12 protein-coding genes are annotated in these 16,586 nt (G+C 52.1%); 7 read left to right on the top strand and 5 right to left on the bottom strand.

Going from position 1 to position 16,586, the window contains the following annotated elements; translation table 11 throughout:
• Positions 1-490: 490 nt before the first annotated feature.
• From EYA77_RS02595 to EYA77_RS02570, 6 genes are all read left to right on the top strand, one after another.
• Positions 491-1,498, top strand: coding sequence for an ABC transporter substrate-binding protein (locus EYA77_RS02595; protein ID WP_167815783.1), 1,008 nt, complete (start codon positions 491-493; stop codon positions 1,496-1,498).
• 57 nt (positions 1,499-1,555) lie between these two features.
• Complete coding sequence (locus EYA77_RS02590) at positions 1,556-2,503, top strand: iron ABC transporter permease (RefSeq protein ID WP_167815782.1); 948 nt, start codon at positions 1,556-1,558, stop codon at positions 2,501-2,503.
• A complete protein-coding gene (locus tag EYA77_RS02585; RefSeq protein WP_167815781.1) occupies positions 2,500-3,729 on the top strand; it encodes an ABC transporter ATP-binding protein in 1,230 nt (409 codons plus the stop codon). Before EYA77_RS02590 ends, EYA77_RS02585 begins: the two co-directional genes overlap by 4 nt.
• Before the next feature lie 29 nt (positions 3,730-3,758).
• The gene (locus EYA77_RS02580) at positions 3,759-4,454 is read left to right on the top strand and encodes a sugar phosphate isomerase/epimerase family protein (protein ID WP_167815780.1); all 696 of its coding nucleotides are present in this window, start codon (positions 3,759-3,761) and stop codon (positions 4,452-4,454) included.
• Between the two features lie 379 nt (positions 4,455-4,833).
• Positions 4,834-7,575, top strand: a complete 2,742-nt coding sequence (alaS, locus tag EYA77_RS02575) for an alanine--tRNA ligase (protein ID WP_167815779.1) — start codon at positions 4,834-4,836, stop codon at positions 7,573-7,575.
• Positions 7,576-7,643: 68 nt separating this feature from the next.
• Positions 7,644-8,243 carry a transcriptional regulator gene (locus tag EYA77_RS02570; protein WP_167815778.1) on the top strand — a complete coding sequence of 200 codons (600 nt, stop codon included), beginning with the start codon at positions 7,644-7,646 and terminating at the stop codon, positions 8,241-8,243.
• Between the two features lie 710 nt (positions 8,244-8,953).
• On the opposite strand, the gene guaB is transcribed toward EYA77_RS02570, so the two are convergent.
• The 5 genes from guaB to proS all read right to left on the bottom strand — a co-directional run bounded on the left by guaB (position 8,954) and on the right by proS (position 13,509).
• Positions 8,954-10,423: an IMP dehydrogenase gene (gene guaB / locus EYA77_RS02565; RefSeq protein WP_042699190.1), complete on the bottom strand. Its 1,470-nt coding sequence runs from the start codon at positions 10,421-10,423 to the stop codon at positions 8,954-8,956.
• A 5-nt stretch (positions 10,424-10,428) separates the two neighbouring features.
• Positions 10,429-11,118, bottom strand: coding sequence for a (5-formylfuran-3-yl)methyl phosphate synthase (locus EYA77_RS02560; protein WP_167815777.1), 690 nt, complete (start codon positions 11,116-11,118; stop codon positions 10,429-10,431).
• A 71-nt stretch (positions 11,119-11,189) separates the two neighbouring features.
• Positions 11,190-11,504, bottom strand: coding sequence for a phosphoribosyl-ATP diphosphatase (gene hisE, locus EYA77_RS02555; protein ID WP_167815776.1), 315 nt, complete (start codon positions 11,502-11,504; stop codon positions 11,190-11,192).
• Positions 11,501-11,971 carry a NusA-like transcription termination signal-binding factor gene (locus EYA77_RS02550; RefSeq protein WP_245241123.1) on the bottom strand — a complete coding sequence of 157 codons (471 nt, stop codon included), beginning with the start codon at positions 11,969-11,971 and terminating at the stop codon, positions 11,501-11,503. Before EYA77_RS02550 ends, hisE begins: the two co-directional genes overlap by 4 nt.
• 104 nt (positions 11,972-12,075) lie before the next feature.
• Positions 12,076-13,509: a proline--tRNA ligase gene (proS, locus tag EYA77_RS02545; RefSeq protein WP_167815775.1), complete on the bottom strand. Its 1,434-nt coding sequence runs from the start codon at positions 13,507-13,509 to the stop codon at positions 12,076-12,078.
• Between the two features lie 130 nt (positions 13,510-13,639).
• Here proS and EYA77_RS02540 point away from each other — a divergent pair, with 130 nt between their 5' ends.
• Entirely contained in the window at positions 13,640-16,585 is a 2,946-nt protein-coding gene (locus EYA77_RS02540; RefSeq protein WP_167815774.1) for an acyl-CoA dehydratase activase, read from the top strand.
• Position 16,586 lies beyond the last annotated feature (1 nt).

Below are 16,586 nucleotides of genomic sequence, written 5' to 3'. Positions count from 1 at the left end.
TTCTGTACTGTACATAAAATAATAATAATAATAGACCAGGCGCCTAAAAAAAAAGTGATTGATGAGAGTTTTTTCTTCCGCTCTAGGTCACTACCTAGGTAGGTAGTCTGTCGGGGGTCATCGTTTTTTTCAGGCGCCTGTGTGTTAGTTTATATAGTCTTGATGTTTCGCCGGGGAAATCGGCAGGATTCGGCGTATTTTTTCTTTGAGGTGTGGTATTTTGGGGTCGGGAGAGGAGTATTTTTGATCGGAGGAGGGTGATTTTCGAATCGAAATGGTGGTTTTCGAGTGGAAGCCGGATGGTTTTGGGGTTTGACGGGGTGGTTTTTTGGAGTGGAAACGGTGGTTTTCGAGTGCGGGTTGGACGCGAAACGCGGACGACCTCAGCGGAGGCCGCCCCTTCAGGGCAGCCAACATAACTCCGGAAGTCCCTCTCGTGAGAACCCAACTCATAATTTATTTACTTATGTAAGACAAACCATATACAACTATGAAACATCTACGAATACTTCTGATTTTCCTGCTGGCCCTTGCCGTATTTTCAGGCTCTGCCCTTGGCTGGACCCCGGTGACCATCACCGACGACTCCGGCTTTGCATCCATAATAGAAAATCAGCCCCAGACCATCGTCTCACTCGCCCCGACAAACACGGAGATCATCTTTGCTCTCGGGCTCGGTGACAAGGTCGCGGGCGTTACCGAATACTGTAATTATCCAACAGAAGCCCTGGCAATACAAAAGATCGGCGGATATGCTACCGTAAATATCGAGAAGATCGTTGCGGCAGATCCGGATATCATCTTTGCCAACCCCAAAAACGGGCAGGAGAATATCGATTCTCTCCGCCAGCTCGGCTACACGGTCATCGTTATCCAGTCAGACAGTGTGGAAGGCACGTATGATGCGATCCGGATGATCGGGGCCTGTACCGGTACGACCTCCGAGGCTGAGTCTATAATATCTGACATGCAGATCCGGATCCGGGCAATAACCGATAAACTTCAAGGTGTTACGGAAAAACCCACGGTCATGCACGCGATGAGTGTTGAGTCCTTCTGGGTTTCCGGTTCGAACACATTCCAGAACGAACTGATCACGCTTGCCGGCGGCACGAATGCCTTTGCCGATGTGAAAGGCTGGGGCACGATCACTCTCGAAAAACTGCTCACGACCGACCCTGAGATCATTCTGGTAGACTCAGGTTCAAAAATGGGAACGACCGGTGAAAATACCATTCAGAAAGCATTCCTGACAGACCCCCAGCTCAGCGGTATCACTGCAGTGAAGAACAAGGCCGTTTATGTTATGGATTCTGACACCTTCGATCGCGGAGGCCCCAGGATCGTTATCTCCTTAGAGCAGCTTGCCCAGATCCTTCATCCGGAGATCTTCGGCGAGTATAATGAACCAGGATCGAGCGCGGCTTCACCCGGATTTGGCGTGTTCCTGATGATTGCCGGAATCATCGGCGGGCTCTTCATCTGCAGACGGGATTGAACAGAGATCGATTATTACATATTTATTTTTCTTAACGCAAACAACATATACACAATTATGCTTCGCCACCCCGTTCTTCTCCTCCCTGTGCTCCTCATCGTTCTGTTGATAAGCATCGTCATTACCACCTGCATAGGGATATCGGGGTTATCCATCCTCACCTTTGACTCGGAGATGATCCGAAAACTGATCTTTGAAGTCAGGCTTCCGCGGGTGATCGGCGCACTTCTGGTGGGAGGAGGGCTTGCCGCCGCCGGATGCGTGATGCAGGGACTTTTCAGGAACCCGATGGCAGACCCCTATATCATCGGGACTTCGACCGGCGGCGCTCTTGGAGCAGCCTGTGCGATCGTTTTTCTCGGCGGATTACTCCTGCCGCTCTTTGCCTTTATCGGAGCCGCCGCGTCAACGGTCACCGTGTATATTATCTCGCAGAGAAACGGCCGGATGGCAGTTGAGACCCTGTTGTTGTCAGGGATCGCGGTTTCGCTGTTCCTTTCCGCGATGCTTTCCTTTATCATGTACATGTCAGGAAACAGCCTTCATCAGATCATGTTCTGGATGATGGGCGGGTTCTGGAACATCTACTGGGACGATGTGGGACTCGCTCTCCTCATTCCGGCGGCGGCAGTCATTCTCTACATCTTTTCCCGGGATCTGAACGTCATGGCTCTTGGAGAGGAGGAGGCGATCCATCTCGGGGTCAACACGGAAAAAACCAAAAAGATCCTTCTTGTGGTCTCCACATTTATTACTGCCATCGCAGTTTCCGTTTCCGGATGTATCGGGTTCGTCGGGCTCATCATTCCCCACATTATGCGGATCTTTACCGGACCGGATCACCGGGTCCTTCTTCCGGCATCCGTGCTTGCAGGATCCATTCTTCTCATCTGGGCAGACACATTCGCGAGAACCCTTCCCGTTGAGATCCCGGTCGGGATCATCACCGCATTCCTTGGAGCTCCGTTCTTCATTTACCTGCTCCGCCGGAGGACACGCGTATGACGCCTGCCATTTCTGCAGACAATATTTCGGTAAAATACGGTGACCGTCATGTTATCGAAAGGTTCTCTCTCGCCGTTGATCAGGGCGGATTCATCGGGATCCTCGGGCCGAACGGATGCGGAAAGACGACTTTTCTGCGGGCCCTGTCCAGGATATTAAAACCGGATAAGGGCGCTGTTTTCATCGAAGGACTGGATGCGGAATCATTTGATTCACGCGCTCTCGCAAAAACGATCGGATGCGTAGGTCAGGAGACCGATGTGGCATTTCCGTTCACCGTACGGGAGATCGTGCTTATGGGCAGATATCCGCACATTGGAAAACTCGCCCCGTTATCGCCGGGCGATCTGGCTATAGCCAATGAAGCGATGAAAACAACAAACACGTTCCACCTCGCGGATCGGCTGATCACCGAGGTTTCCGGAGGAGAACGGCAGCGCGTTCTGATCGCAAGAACGCTCACCCAGCAGCCGAAGATCCTCCTTCTGGACGAACCCACCTCCCATCTCGACATCAATCATCAGATAGAGATCATGGATCTTATCCGGGATCTTACGCCAAAAATCACGGTGATCGGCGTATTTCACGATCTGAATCTGGCATCATACTTCTGCGACCGGATCGTTTTGATGAAGCAGGGAAAAATTCTCGCAGTCGGGACCCCCATGGAGGTCCTGACGCCGGAAAAGATCCGGGAGAGTTTTTCTGTCGGGATGATGGTATCGACCCATCCGCTTACCGGAAAACCGCATCTCATTCCGGAATACGGCGTTTTGCCGACGTCCGCCTCCACACACATCCATGTGATCTCCGGGGGCGGGACCGGGACCGAGGTCCTCTACACCCTGACTCTGAACGGTTTTACCGTATCGGCCGGGGTGCTGGCGGCAAACGATTCGGACTGTCTTGCGGCGGTAAAACTCGGGCTTGAGACGGCCATTGAACCGCCGTTTGCTGTCGTGAGCGATGGGTCTGTGCAAAAACTGAAGACGATGCTTGCCAGAGCAGATAAGATCGTGGTCACCGGCATGCCGGTAGGATACGGCAATCTGGCAAATCTCCAGGCTCTCACCGGAGTCTCTGCACCGGTGTACCTTCTCGGAGAGGGTGAGGATTACACAAACGGCGAAGCGACCCGTATTCGCAGAACCCTCATCGAGAACGGAGCAGTTATCGTACCCGGCATCACGGCCCTTATGAAGATACTGTACGCCGGCAATCCATGAACGACGCAGGCATCTCCACAAATTGCGTAATGGATCTGCCGCTCGAATCTGCGCTCGACACGCTTGAATCGCTCACAAATCTGGTAGAGATCCAGTGCGATGCACATCATTCCCTTTTTCGCCACGCGTCCGTTCTCGAGAGATTCGATCTGCGCTATACGATCCATGCGCCGACATCTGACGGAAACATCGCTGAACCTTTTGAGCCGATCCGCAGAGCAAGCATCGAAGTGATCAGAGATACCGCCGTGATCGCAGATCAGGCGGGCGCCGAGAAGCTTGTGATCCATCCGGGATTCTGCCTGGATCCGGCAGACAGGGAGGCATCGTTTTCTGCGCTGCAAACATCGATCCGGGACCTTGGGATTCTTCAGGAAATGTTCTCCGTCCGGTTCGTCATGGAAAATCTCGGATCGATGGACTGCTGTTTTTTTCAGAGCCCGGAACTCGTCCGGGAACTTCGTGCGGCGGGACTCGGCTTGACTCTGGATGTTGGGCACGCAAATCTTACCGGGACGCTTGATGCATTTCTCAAGGAAAAACCGGATCATTTTCATCTCCATGATAATAAGGGGGTCTTCGATGAACATGCCGCGTGCGGGACAGGGACGGTGGATTTTGCAAAAATCCTTCCGGAAATCGGAGATGCGACGCTTATCCTTGAAGTTCTCAGACTTGAGGATGTCAAACCAAGTATGGACTATTTGGCGTCACTTGGATGTTAATTGGAATAGGACTTACGCGGTGTGCTCTCAACCGAAAAAACCTGCACTCCTTATGAGATCTACTTCGATTTCGTGTATGGCATTAGTGTGGGTGTATGAGATAAAAGAACCGCGAATACGCCCAAATGAGTAAAGCTCATTTGGGCTTATTCGCGGTTAAAAAATCTCATGTGCCAGCATCCAACCATACCCTTTCCGAATTGAATCCACATAAACACCGCGTAACTCCTATTGGAAAACTGAAGAGTAGAATTGGCCGCAGTTTTATTCTCTTTCTCTGCTGAATGCGCACGCCGGCCTTTCATGGAAAAGCATAACGCAAACTCATTTAACCGCATCGAACCTACAAATATATACTATCTCTACCGGAGATCTACCCATGCTAGAAAACGAATATCAGCTTGAATACTTTAAAGAAAACGGATTCGTCCGCAAAATCTGTAAAAAATGCGGCAGTGCATTCTGGACCCTCGACCCAAACCGGGAGATCTGCGGGGATGCACCGTGTGAACCTTATCAGTTCATTGGAAATCCGATTTTCAAAAAACACAGTCTTACGGAAATGCGGGAGGCATACCTCTCCTTCTTCGAGAGACATGGCCACACGAGGATCAGCAGATATCCGGTAGCCGCACGATGGCGTGACGACATCTATCTTACCATCGCCTCCATCGCAGACTTCCAGCCGTTCGTAACGAGCGGCGTATGCCCCCCGCCGGCAAACCCGCTGACGATCTCCCAGCCCTGCATACGACTGAACGATCTTGACAACGTGGGCCGATCGGGCAGACACTTCACCTGTTTTGAGATGATGGCACACCATGCCTTCAACACTGATGAGAAACCTATCTACTGGAAGGACCGCTGTCTTGAACTCTGCAGCGGATTTGTCGAGTCTCTTGGCGGCAACATATTCGATCTCACCTACAAAGAAAACCCGTGGTTCGGCGGAGGAAATGCCGGAGCAAGCGTCGAGGTCTTAATGGGTGGCCTCGAAGTTGCCACACTCGTTTTCATGAACCTTTCCCGGAAAAACTCAGGCAAACCTCCTGTCAGTATCGACGGCAAAGATTACTACGAGATGCCGCTTCGAATCGTCGATACAGGATACGGACTGGAACGGTTTACCTGGGCATCCTGCGGTACACCGACCGCTTACGACGCGGTTTTCCCGGAGATGATCCCGCGTATTCTTACCTCGGCAGGAATGGAGGATCGTCTGGAGAATCCCGAGGTCGAGCGCATTTTAGGATTGAACGCAAAGTTTGCCGGCCTCATGGATATCCGCGGCGAAAAGATCCGCGACCTCAGACAGCAGGTGGCCGACGCAACGAACATCTCGCTTGCAAAACTCGAAGAGATCATCGTTCCGATGGAAAGCGTGTATGCGCTCTGTGATCACACAAGATGCCTTGCCTATATGCTCGGCGACTTAATCGTCCCGTCCAATGTCCGTGAAGGATATCTTGCCCGTCTCGTTCTCCGGCGCAGCATAAGGATGATGCAGGACTTAAAGCTCGACGAGGATCTCGGCGATCTTGTGGTTTCCCAGATGAAAACGATCGGTCTTACCAACTTTGAACAGGATGAGGAAATCGTCAGACACATCATCAACCGTGAGGTCGAGAAGTACGATACGACCATCGAACGCGGAACAAGAACTGTTCAGCGGGTAGGCCAGAATTATGTCAAAAAGAACGAACCGGTCCCGCTCACCGAACTGATCACGCTGTATGATTCACACGGCATTCCGGTCGATCTGATGGGAAAGATCCTGAAAGAGACCGGCGCTGAGTTTGAGATCCCGGACGACTTCGACTCGCAGATCGCGGACATGCACTCAGAAAATGAGACGGAGAAGCCGGTCTCACCGCTCGCGAAGTATGCTGACCGGATCGCCAAGATCCCGGAGACACGCAAGAGCTTCTATGAACGGCCTGCCGATATGGAGTTCGATGCAACGGTCCTGGATATCTTTGACAACTATGTTGTGCTGGACGCTACCCTGTTCTATCCCGAAGGAGGAGGCCAGCCTTCCGATACCGGCATGCTTGTGACGAAGTCGACGATGGTCCGTGTTGACGAGGTCGTCAAATCAGAAAACGTCATCCTTCATAAAGTTCGTGAGAACACCCTGAAGCGCGGCGACAGAGTGAAAGGCGTCCTTGATGAAGACCGTCGGTGGGCGCTTATGCGTCACCACTCGGCGACCCATATGCTCCTTCGCGCCGCAAAGGAGGTCCTTGGCCCGCATGTTCATCAGGCAGGATCGCAGCTCTCGACCGATGTCGCACGGCTGGATGTCCGGCACTATACCCACATCACGCCTGAGGAGCTGAAACAGATCGAAACTATCGCCAATCGTCTGGTGATGGAGAATCTCCCCGCAATGGTGAAGATCGAAAACAGGGTGAAGGCGGAACAGAAGTTCGGATTTGCCCTGTATCAGGGTGGCGTTCCGCCGGGAAAAGACATCCGCGTTGTCCAGATGGGAGCAGAGGTCCAGGCATGCGCCGGAACACACTGTCAGTGTACCGGTGAGATCGGGCCGATCAAGATCCTGAAACTGGAACATATCCAGGACGGTGTCGAACGTATCGAGTTTGCGGCAGGGTTTGCAGCGCTTGATGCGATGCAGCATATCCAGAATCTGCTGAATACGTCCGCAGACACTCTGTCTGTTCAGACGGAAAATCTCCCGGGTTCTGTAGAGCGGTTCTTCACCGAGTGGAAAGAACAGCGTAAAGAGATCGAAAAACTTCGGGCAAAGATCGCCGAACTCGAGCTTTCCCGGATCGAAGGGATCGACATTAGCGGTGTCGAGGTCGTTATCAAACAGATCGATGTCTCCAGAAAGGAACTCGTGACGGTCGCAGGAAAGATCGCCGAGCGGGGAGGCGTGGCTCTTTTGATCACGACCGCAGACGGTCTTGGCGTTGTTGCCTCGTCAGGAAACGGCAGGATCCATGCCGGCAAACTGGTCGGCGAAGTCTGTGCTGAACTTGGCGGAAAAGGCGGAGGTAAGGAAAATCTCGCCCAGGGAGCGGGAACAGATCCTTCAGCAGTCGGAAAAGCGCTTCTCAAGGCCGAATCAGTAATTCGCACCGCGTTAGAGTCATAACTACCATTTTTTTCGCAGTTTAGGAGAGGGTTATTACCCCTCGCGTCCATACTGTTAGTGTATCTATCATGCAGGAAGAGAACGTTATTGTGCTGGAACATGGATCCCTTGAAGCACAGAAAGTTGCCAAGGTGATGGCGTCTCCCACATCCGCGGATCTACTTAACGCACTCACCGGCAATCCGCAAAGTGCCACTGCTCTTGCCGAGCGTACCAGTCTGCCCCTGACAACGGTAAAATATCATCTGGAAAATATGCTTTCAGCAGGGCTGGTCGAGATCTCCAATACCCGGTGGAGTCAGAAGGGACGTGAGATGAAGATCTATGCGGTCAAAGATCAGGTCGTTGTGTTCGCTCCGCGAAAGACCGTCGATGTCAAAGGTATCGCCGAGAGATACGGAACCATGGCCGGTGTTATCGCGATCGGGTGTTCTCTCGTTATCGCTATTCCCCAGACGATGAATCAGGTGATCGGAACACGATATCTGATGAAAACAAGTGATACGGCGGAGCTATTAGCCGTCCAGGCAACGGGCAATTCGGCAATAGAGAGTGTGTCGTTTATGCCGCTGATCCATAACGTCGCACAGGGATTTTTGGTCATATCTCTGGCGGTTTTGGCACTGATGATGGCCTATGAAATGTATAAGGTCAGAAAAAACGGATAAATATCCTTTTTCTTTTTTTATTAATTAAATAGGACTTACGCGGTGTTGGTGTGAATCCAAATCAGGAAGGGTATGGTTGGGTGTGGAAGTATGAGATTAAAAAAACCGCGAATCTCCGCGAATCTCCGCGAATCGCATTTTTCTTGCGTTCGGGTGCTCTGCTCCGGCTGATGCGTGCAAATCGAAGATTTGCGTGCCGCCTCAAATGGGCTTTGCCCATTTGGGCTTCGCCTACGCAGAATCGCACCCTCTCTTGAAAAATGCTGAAGGAAAAACCCGCGTGCCGGTTTTTCTTTCAAGTTGGCTCTCTTTTTGTGTCGTATGAGAAATAATAAAAGAACAGAAAAACCCGCACGCGGGTTTTTCCCTCAGCATTTTTCAAGAGAGGGTGCGATTCTGCGTAGGCGAAGCCCAAATGGGCAAAGCCCATTTGAGGCGGCACGCAAATCTTCGATTTGCACGCATCAGCCGGAGCAGAGCACCCGAACGCAAGGAAAATGCGATTCGCGTTTATTCGCGGAGGCGTGCAAGCCGAAGGCTTGCGTGCCGCCTCAAATGAGCAAAGCTCATTTGGGCTTATTCGCGGTTAGTTTTTCTCAGGTATCTACTCAAATACGGTACACGAAATCGAAGTACATCCCATAAGTAAGTAAGCTATTTAGTTGAGAGAACACCGCGTAACTCCTATTAAAAAACAAGGGATACCAATCTTAAAGATTGGTACGATAGTTGGGTGCTTCGTCGGTGATCAGAATATCATGCGGGTGGGATTCCTTGAGTCCTGCGGAGGTGATCTTCACGAAACGTGCGTTTTTCCGCATGCTCTCGATATCCTTGCTTCCGGAGTATCCCATCGCGGATTTGAGCCCCCCGATCGTCTGATAGATGACATCGGTCACAGAACCGACATACGGGGTTGCCCCTTCCACGCCCTCAGGCACATATTTTGTTGAACCGATCCCTTTCTTTTGGAAGTACCGGTCGCTTGAGTTCCCTGAGGTCATGACGCCAAGAGACCCCATGCCGCGGTACTGTTTGTATCTTCTGCCTTTGACGATGATCGTCTTGCCAGGCGCCTCATCGGTCCCGGCAAACATGCTGCCCATCATTACTGACGAAGCGCCCGCAACGATTGCCTTGGCCACATCGCCGCTGTATTTGACACCGCCGTCAGCGATGACCGGAACGCCTGCGGGATCTGCGACATCACATACATTTGCAATAGCAGATATTTGCGGAACGCCGACACCGGCAACGATACGTGTCGTGCAGATCGAGCCGGGGCCGATACCGACTTTGATACCGTCAACGAAGTCTGCAAGTTCCCCGGCAGCCTTTGAGGTCGCGATATTTCCGGCGACTACATCACAGGAGACGGAACCTTTGATATCTTTCACTCCCTGGACCACATGCATATTATGTCCGTGCGCACAGTCCACAACGATCGCATCGACGCCAGCGTCAGAGAGCTGAAGTGCACGGTTCATATCGAAAGGTCCGACGGCGGCAGCTACCCGGAGTTTTCCGTTCCTGTCACGGTTGGCTTTCGGATACTGCTGTTTTTCCAGAAGATCCTGCATCGTGATGATCCCGGTCAGTCTGCCTTTGTCATCGACGACCGGAAGACGCTCGACCTTTTTCGTGTACATCATGTTGATGGCGTCGTCTGCTGTGACATCGTCTTTCACCGTGATCGGTTTACGCGTCATGATTGTCTCAACCGTTTCGGTTCCGATTTTATTGACCAGACCGCGAACATCACGGCGTGAGACGATACCGAGCAGTTTTCCATGCGGACCGACGACCGGCACGCCGCCGATCGAGTAACGGTCCATGAGATTTGCAACTAGAGCAATGGTCGTGTCAGGGGTCACGTATCTGACATCACGTTCGATGACATTGTCAGCTGATTTAACGCGGGTGACGAAGGCGACCTCTTCTTCCGGCGTACAGTTTCTATGCAGAACGCCGATACCTCCGGCGCGTGCCATCGCTATTGCCATTTCTGCTTCGGTGACTGTATCCATCGCCGCACTCACCAGAGGGATGGAGAGGGAAATATTTTTAGAAAATCTGGATCGAACGTCCACATCATTTGGCTCTATCCAGGATTCTGCCGGTTCAATCAGCACATCATCGAAGGTGAGTGCTGTAGGGATGTTGAGTTTTTCTCCAAACATGTTGTTTACCTAACCATCTGAATCGCTTTTTTCACGAGTTCTTCCTGAACCATCGTCGATCTGTCTCCGCCGCAGACCATCCCGCGGACGCCGATGATCTCCGGATCGATCTCTTTGAGAACCGGAATGTCAGCAAACTTCAGAGATCCTGCAAGGGCAGTCCCGATGCCCAGAGATCTGTTCAGATCGGTGAATTCAGAAAGAACTGTCCTGTCCATAAACTCGAACGTGCTTTTGCCGTCTTTCATACCGGTGTCGATCATGGAAAAATCAGCGCCGCACTCTGCTGCGAGCGGTGAGATGTCAAAAGGACTGATCGCGCCGAGTCGTTCAAAGTCTGAGTAACCGGCGATGACGACGGTCTTTTCCGGGAACGGCTCTTTGACAGCACGGACGACCCCTTCAATGACTTCCTTTGCGGCCTGTTTATCACTGAACATCAGACCGATCTTGACAAAATCAGCTCCGGCGCATGCAGCGCCGTATGCAGCAAGTGAAGCGTTTCCCGGAGTCGGGCGGTAATCGCCGATCGCCGCAGAAACGGGAGTTGAACCGGCCATACGTTTGATCTCGCGGATGACCCACGGAAAATTAGCGCCAAGCGATCCTTCAGCAGGACGCTTGACATCAATAATGTCAGCATCAAGGCAGTACTTTGCCTCGTCTATTGAGCTTGGGCTGACTAAGAGTTTCATGTATATTATGTGGAGGTTCGGGTTAATAGGGGTTGCGTCTGAGTCGGCGCAGAACCCTCAGATTCACCGGATTAATCGTGAAGATGCATGCCGGCGCGACGAACCGCGAGTTCTTCTTCGACCATGCTGAAATCAACATCAGCTGCTTTCAGGGCAACCATCAGATGGAAGATCAGATCGGCCGCTTCTCCGACGGTTTTTTCCGAAACACCGTTTTTTGCGGCGAGAATGAATTCAACGGCCTCTTCGCCGACTTTCTCGAGAGACTTGTCGATTCCCTTCTCATGGAACAGGAGATGGCGGACATATGACTTCTCTGTACTGGCGGAATCTGCCCGTTCACAGATCACCTGCCATAACTCATCAAACACTTTTGCATCGGTCATACGTTTCCTCTGTTTGGTATAAGGATATCTCCAACCTCTTTCCCATAAAACCTTCTGACCAGGATACGGGCTTTTTCGATCGTTGAACCGCCTTTTCCAATAGCAAGGCCGAAATCTCCCCGTTCGGGAACCGTGACCATGACCGGCTCGTCACGCTCACCGAATGAAACGGAAGCGACCTCAGCCGGTTTGAACATATTTGCTATGAAAACCTCGCGGTCCTCATCGAACTCGACCATCTCGATCCTTTTGCCGAGAACACGCGACATCTTTTTAATGTTGTCGCCGCCTTTTCCGATCGCTATCCCCATATCACCCTGACGGATGACATAGATGATCCGCTCGAACCGGTCATCGATGATACAGTCGATCGCGGTCGATTTCGTCAGGATGCGGAGCTCTTCGATATATCGTCGTTCTTTGAATCCGAGGGTCCGGTCAAGTTCATGCATTTCATCTATCGGCATGGCGGACCCCGGTTTTTCTGTTTTTGATTTGGAATATGTATCGTTGTTTTGCATGATATCCTCTGTTTTTATATGGATGTTTTTGATACTGATGTATGATATGTTTAGTATGATCTGCCGACGAGAGCGGTTTTGCCTGCTTTTCCGCAGATGATACACGGGCCGTCGTCATCAACGACATATTTGCTGCGAACCCCGGTCCCGAGAAGGGAGGAGTTGGTGAGTTCTTCGAGCTTATCAGCGCAGGCTTTCTCACCGCACCAGTGGACAACGACGATGTTCTCTTCAAGCATCTCATTACACGCTTCAACGGTAGTGACCGTCTTAAGGTGACTGCTCAGGTGTTCTTCGGCTTTGTCAAGGATCTGATCATGTGCCTCGTCAAGCAGGCGTTTCACGGATTCAGCGGCATTCTCCCGGGGGATCGTGGTCTTGATGCCCAGTCTGTTCGCACAGACAAGCTGGCTGTTGTCAAGATCGCGCGGACCGAGCTCGACTCTGAGCGGAACGCCGTGAAGTTCCCAGTGATAATACTTGGCGCCCGGGCGCATGTCGCGTGCATCCGTTTTCACGCGGAGACCGGCAGCTTTCAGTTCGCTCTCGAGTTTTTCCACCGCGGCCATGATCTCTTCTCCGCGTTTTCCAACGATGATCGGAATGATAACGACCTGGGTCGGGGCAACGGTTGCCGGAAGGACCAGGCCTTTGTCGTCACCGTGAACTGCGATGATAGCGGCGATGCATCGCTCGGAGATGCCGAAGCAGGTCTGCGAGGCGAGTTTCTGTTCGCCGTTCACGTCCTCGTAGGTGATGTTGTAGGTCTTGGAGAAGTGGTCTCCGAGATGGTGAACGGTACCGATCTGGAGAGTCCGGCCGTCGGGCATGACGGCGTCGATTGCCATCGTAAAGTCAGCTCCGGGGAACTTGTCCCAGTCCGGGCGGCGGGAGATGATGATCGGAACGCCGAGCTCACGGTAGAACTCTGACGCGAGACCCAGTTCATACTCGACCTGCTTATTCGCATCGTCCCAGTCGGTATGGACCGTGTGCGACTCCATGAAAGAGGTGATCTCCCGAAGGCGGATCAGAGGGCGGGTGTGTTTTGTTTCATAGCGGAAGGTATTGACGACCTGATAGAGCTTTAACGGCAGATCGGCGTGGGAACGGACCCAGAGAGCATACATCGGGTAGATGGCCGTTTCACTGGTCGGGCGCAGAGCAAGCTTCACATCAAGAGGCGAGAGACCGCCGTGGGTGACCCAGTAGACTTCGTCCTCAAATCCTTTGATGTGTTCCGCCTCCTTCATGAACTCGGTTTCCGGGATCAGGAGGGGGAAGAGCGTCTCTTCATGATCTCTGTTCAGCAAACTGCGAAGAAGCGTGTAGGTATGATTGCGAAGCGCAAACCCAAACGGATACCAGACATACAGTCCTTTGACCGGATATCTGACGTCCATAATGTCCGCTCGACGGATAACTTCGTTGTACCATGCGCTAAAATCGCTGCGGGAGGGGAGTGCCCCGGTTTCTTCTGCCATATATTCACCTGAAGTAGTTAGTATTAGGTCCGTGAGAGTATTAATCCCACGTTCCACACGCGCAGGGCGGGAGTCTGCGGATGTATCCCGCAAGATATATTGAAAAGCCGGACCAATACTGTTTCCATAAATGACGGAGCCTGTAAACATCTCGATAGTAAAAATCGGCATCGACATCGGCTCGACCACCGTCAAAGTCATCGTGCTGGACGAAACAGATACCATACGTTATCGGGCTTATGAACGTCACTTCTCCAAAGTCAGGGAAAAAACCGGTGAACTGCTGAAGAGAGCAGCAAATGTTCTGGATGAAAGAAAGGCGAGGATCCTGATCACGGGCTCCGCGGGTCTTGGTGTTGCTAAATCAGCAGAGCTGCCGTTTATCCAGGAGGTTTTTGCCACAGCAAAGGCGGTTAAAACCTACTTTCCAAAAACCGATTCCGTCATCGAACTCGGCGGAGAAGATGCAAAAATTATTTTCTTTAAGGGCAGCCTTGAAGAGCGGATGAACGGGAGCTGCGCAGGCGGAACGGGAGCCTTCATCGATCAGATGGCAACACTGCTGAACGTGACCGTCGAAGAACTCGATGAACTCTCACAGCATTTCGAAAAGATCTATCCGATCGCTTCGCGCTGCGGTGTTTTTGCAAAAACTGACATCCAGCCGATCCTCAATCAGGGCGGACGAAAAGAGGATGTGGCGGCATCCATCTATCAGGCGGTCGTCGACCAGACGATCGCCGGCCTCACGCAGGGAAGAAGTCTGGGCGAGACGGTCGTGTTCCTCGGCGGACCGCTGTATTATTTTAAAGGACTGAGAACACGATTCACCGAGACCCTGCATCTGGACGAGAACCATGCCGTCTTTCCGGAAAACGGCGACTGTTTCGCAGCCCTTGGAGCAGCCCTCTCGACTGACGGATACGATATCTTCGAACTTTCCGACATCCAGAAGAGGATCGAAGAAAGCGTCGATGACACGACGCACACAAATCCCATGCCCCCGCTGTTTACCACGCAGGAAGAGTATGACGTATTCGTAAGACGGCACAACAGCAATGAGCCGCCAAAGACAGACATAACCCGGTATTCAGGGGATGCATGGCTTGGGGTGGATGCGGGGAGCACTACCACCAAACTCGTTCTGATCGATGAAAACTGCGGGATCCTCTACTCGTACTACGGCTCGAATCAGGGAAATCCTGTCGGTATCGTGCTTGCAGAGCTGAAGAAGATCTATGGTCTTGCAGAAGACAGGATCAAAATACGGGGAAGCGCTGTAACAGGATATGGCGAAGATCTCATCAGGAACGCATTCGATATGGACATCGGGCTTGTTGAGACGATAGCTCATTACCGTGCGGCCAGGCACTTCAACCCGGACGTGGACTTCATCATTGATATCGGCGGTCAGGACATGAAGTGTTTCAAGATCCGAAACGGGGCTGTCGACAGTATTTTTCTCAACGAAGCATGTTCGTCAGGATGCGGCTCGTTTATCGAAACGTTTGCCCGCGCTCTCGGCTACGAGATCGAGGAGTTTTCCAGACTCGGTCTGTTTGTCCAGCATCCGGTGAATCTCGGGTCGCGATGCACGGTTTTCATGAATTCATCGGTCAAACAGTCACAGCGTGACGGAGCCACGGTCGCTGAGATATCGGCCGGACTGTCCATCTCTATCGTGAAAAATGCCGTCTACAAAGTTATCCGCGCAGCCAGCGCCGATGATCTGGGCAAACATATCGTCGTTCAGGGAGGGACGTTCAAGAACGATGCTGTTCTCCGGAGTTTTGAACAGGAACTCGAGCGTGAGGTCACCCGGCCGGTCATTGCCGGGATATCGGGAGCGTATGGCGCAGCGCTGTTTGCAAAGGATGCTGAGCTGAAAAATTCAGCCCTCCTTACCCGGGAACAGCTCGAAAGTTTCACTCACAAAGCCCGCCCCATAACCTGCGGTCTTTGTACGAATCACTGCAGTCTTACTGTGAACACCTTCGATAACGGACGCAGGTTCGTCTCAGGAAACAGATGCAGCAGACCTCTTGGAAAACAGAAAAACGATCTGCCGAATCTGGCGAAGTGGAAGTATGACAAGCTTCGTTCTCTGACCGGTGTTCCCGGACCGCGCGGAAAGATCGGGCTGCCGTTTGGACTCAATATGTTCGAGAACCTTGCGTTCTGGCATGCGTTCTTTACAAAACTCGGATTTGAAGTGATCCTGTCGCCGGAATCATCCCGCGCCGTCTACCGGCTCGGGCAGCACACTATCCCTTCGGATACGGTCTGCTATCCGGCAAAACTGATGCACGGCCATGTTATCTCCCTGATAAATGACGGTGTCGACACGATCTTCTACCCCTGTCTGCCTTACAACTTCGATGAAGGAGCGGGAGACAACCACTTCAACTGCCCGGTCGTCGCCTACTACCCGGAACTTCTCGCAGCAAACATCTCCGAGTTAGCAAACGTCAGATTTTTGGATCCTTACTTCGGTCTGCACAGACCCAAAGATTTTGCCAAGCGGGCCGCCGCCTACTTCAAAAAAGAGTTCGGGATCCCGGAACGTGAAACACGGGCGGCGGCGCTTGCTGCGTATGAGGCTTATGAGAAATATAAAGACGAGATCCGTGCAAAAGGCGAGGAATATATCAGGTTCGCGAGAGTTAACGGCCATAAAATCCTTGTTATGGCGGGCAGGCCCTATCATATAGATCCGGAGATCGGACACGGAATAGATGAACTGGCCGTTTCCTACGGATTTGTGCTCATAAGCGAGGACTCAATCTCCCATCTTGTGGAAAAACAACCCAGAAAAGTACTGAATCAGTGGACCTATCAGTCAAGACTCTACTCTGCCGCCAGATATGTCTGCACGCAGGCAGATATGGAACTTATCCAGCTGGTTTCATTCGGATGCGGGATCGATGCGATCACGACGGATGAGACCAGAGATATACTTGAAGCCGGCGGAAAACTCTATACCCAGATCAAAATCGACGAGATCACGAATCTCGGCGCTGTCAAGATCCGGCTCCGCAGTCTGATCGCGGCAGTAGAAGCGCGGGAGAGGAAATAAC

Source organism: Methanocorpusculum sp. GPch4, from assembly GCF_012062385.1.
GTDB classification, from domain to species: Archaea; Halobacteriota; Methanomicrobia; order Methanomicrobiales; family Methanocorpusculaceae; genus Methanocorpusculum; species Methanocorpusculum parvum.
The sequence above is the reverse complement of the archived record's forward strand: the minus strand, read 5'-3'. Positions and strand labels throughout refer to the sequence as shown.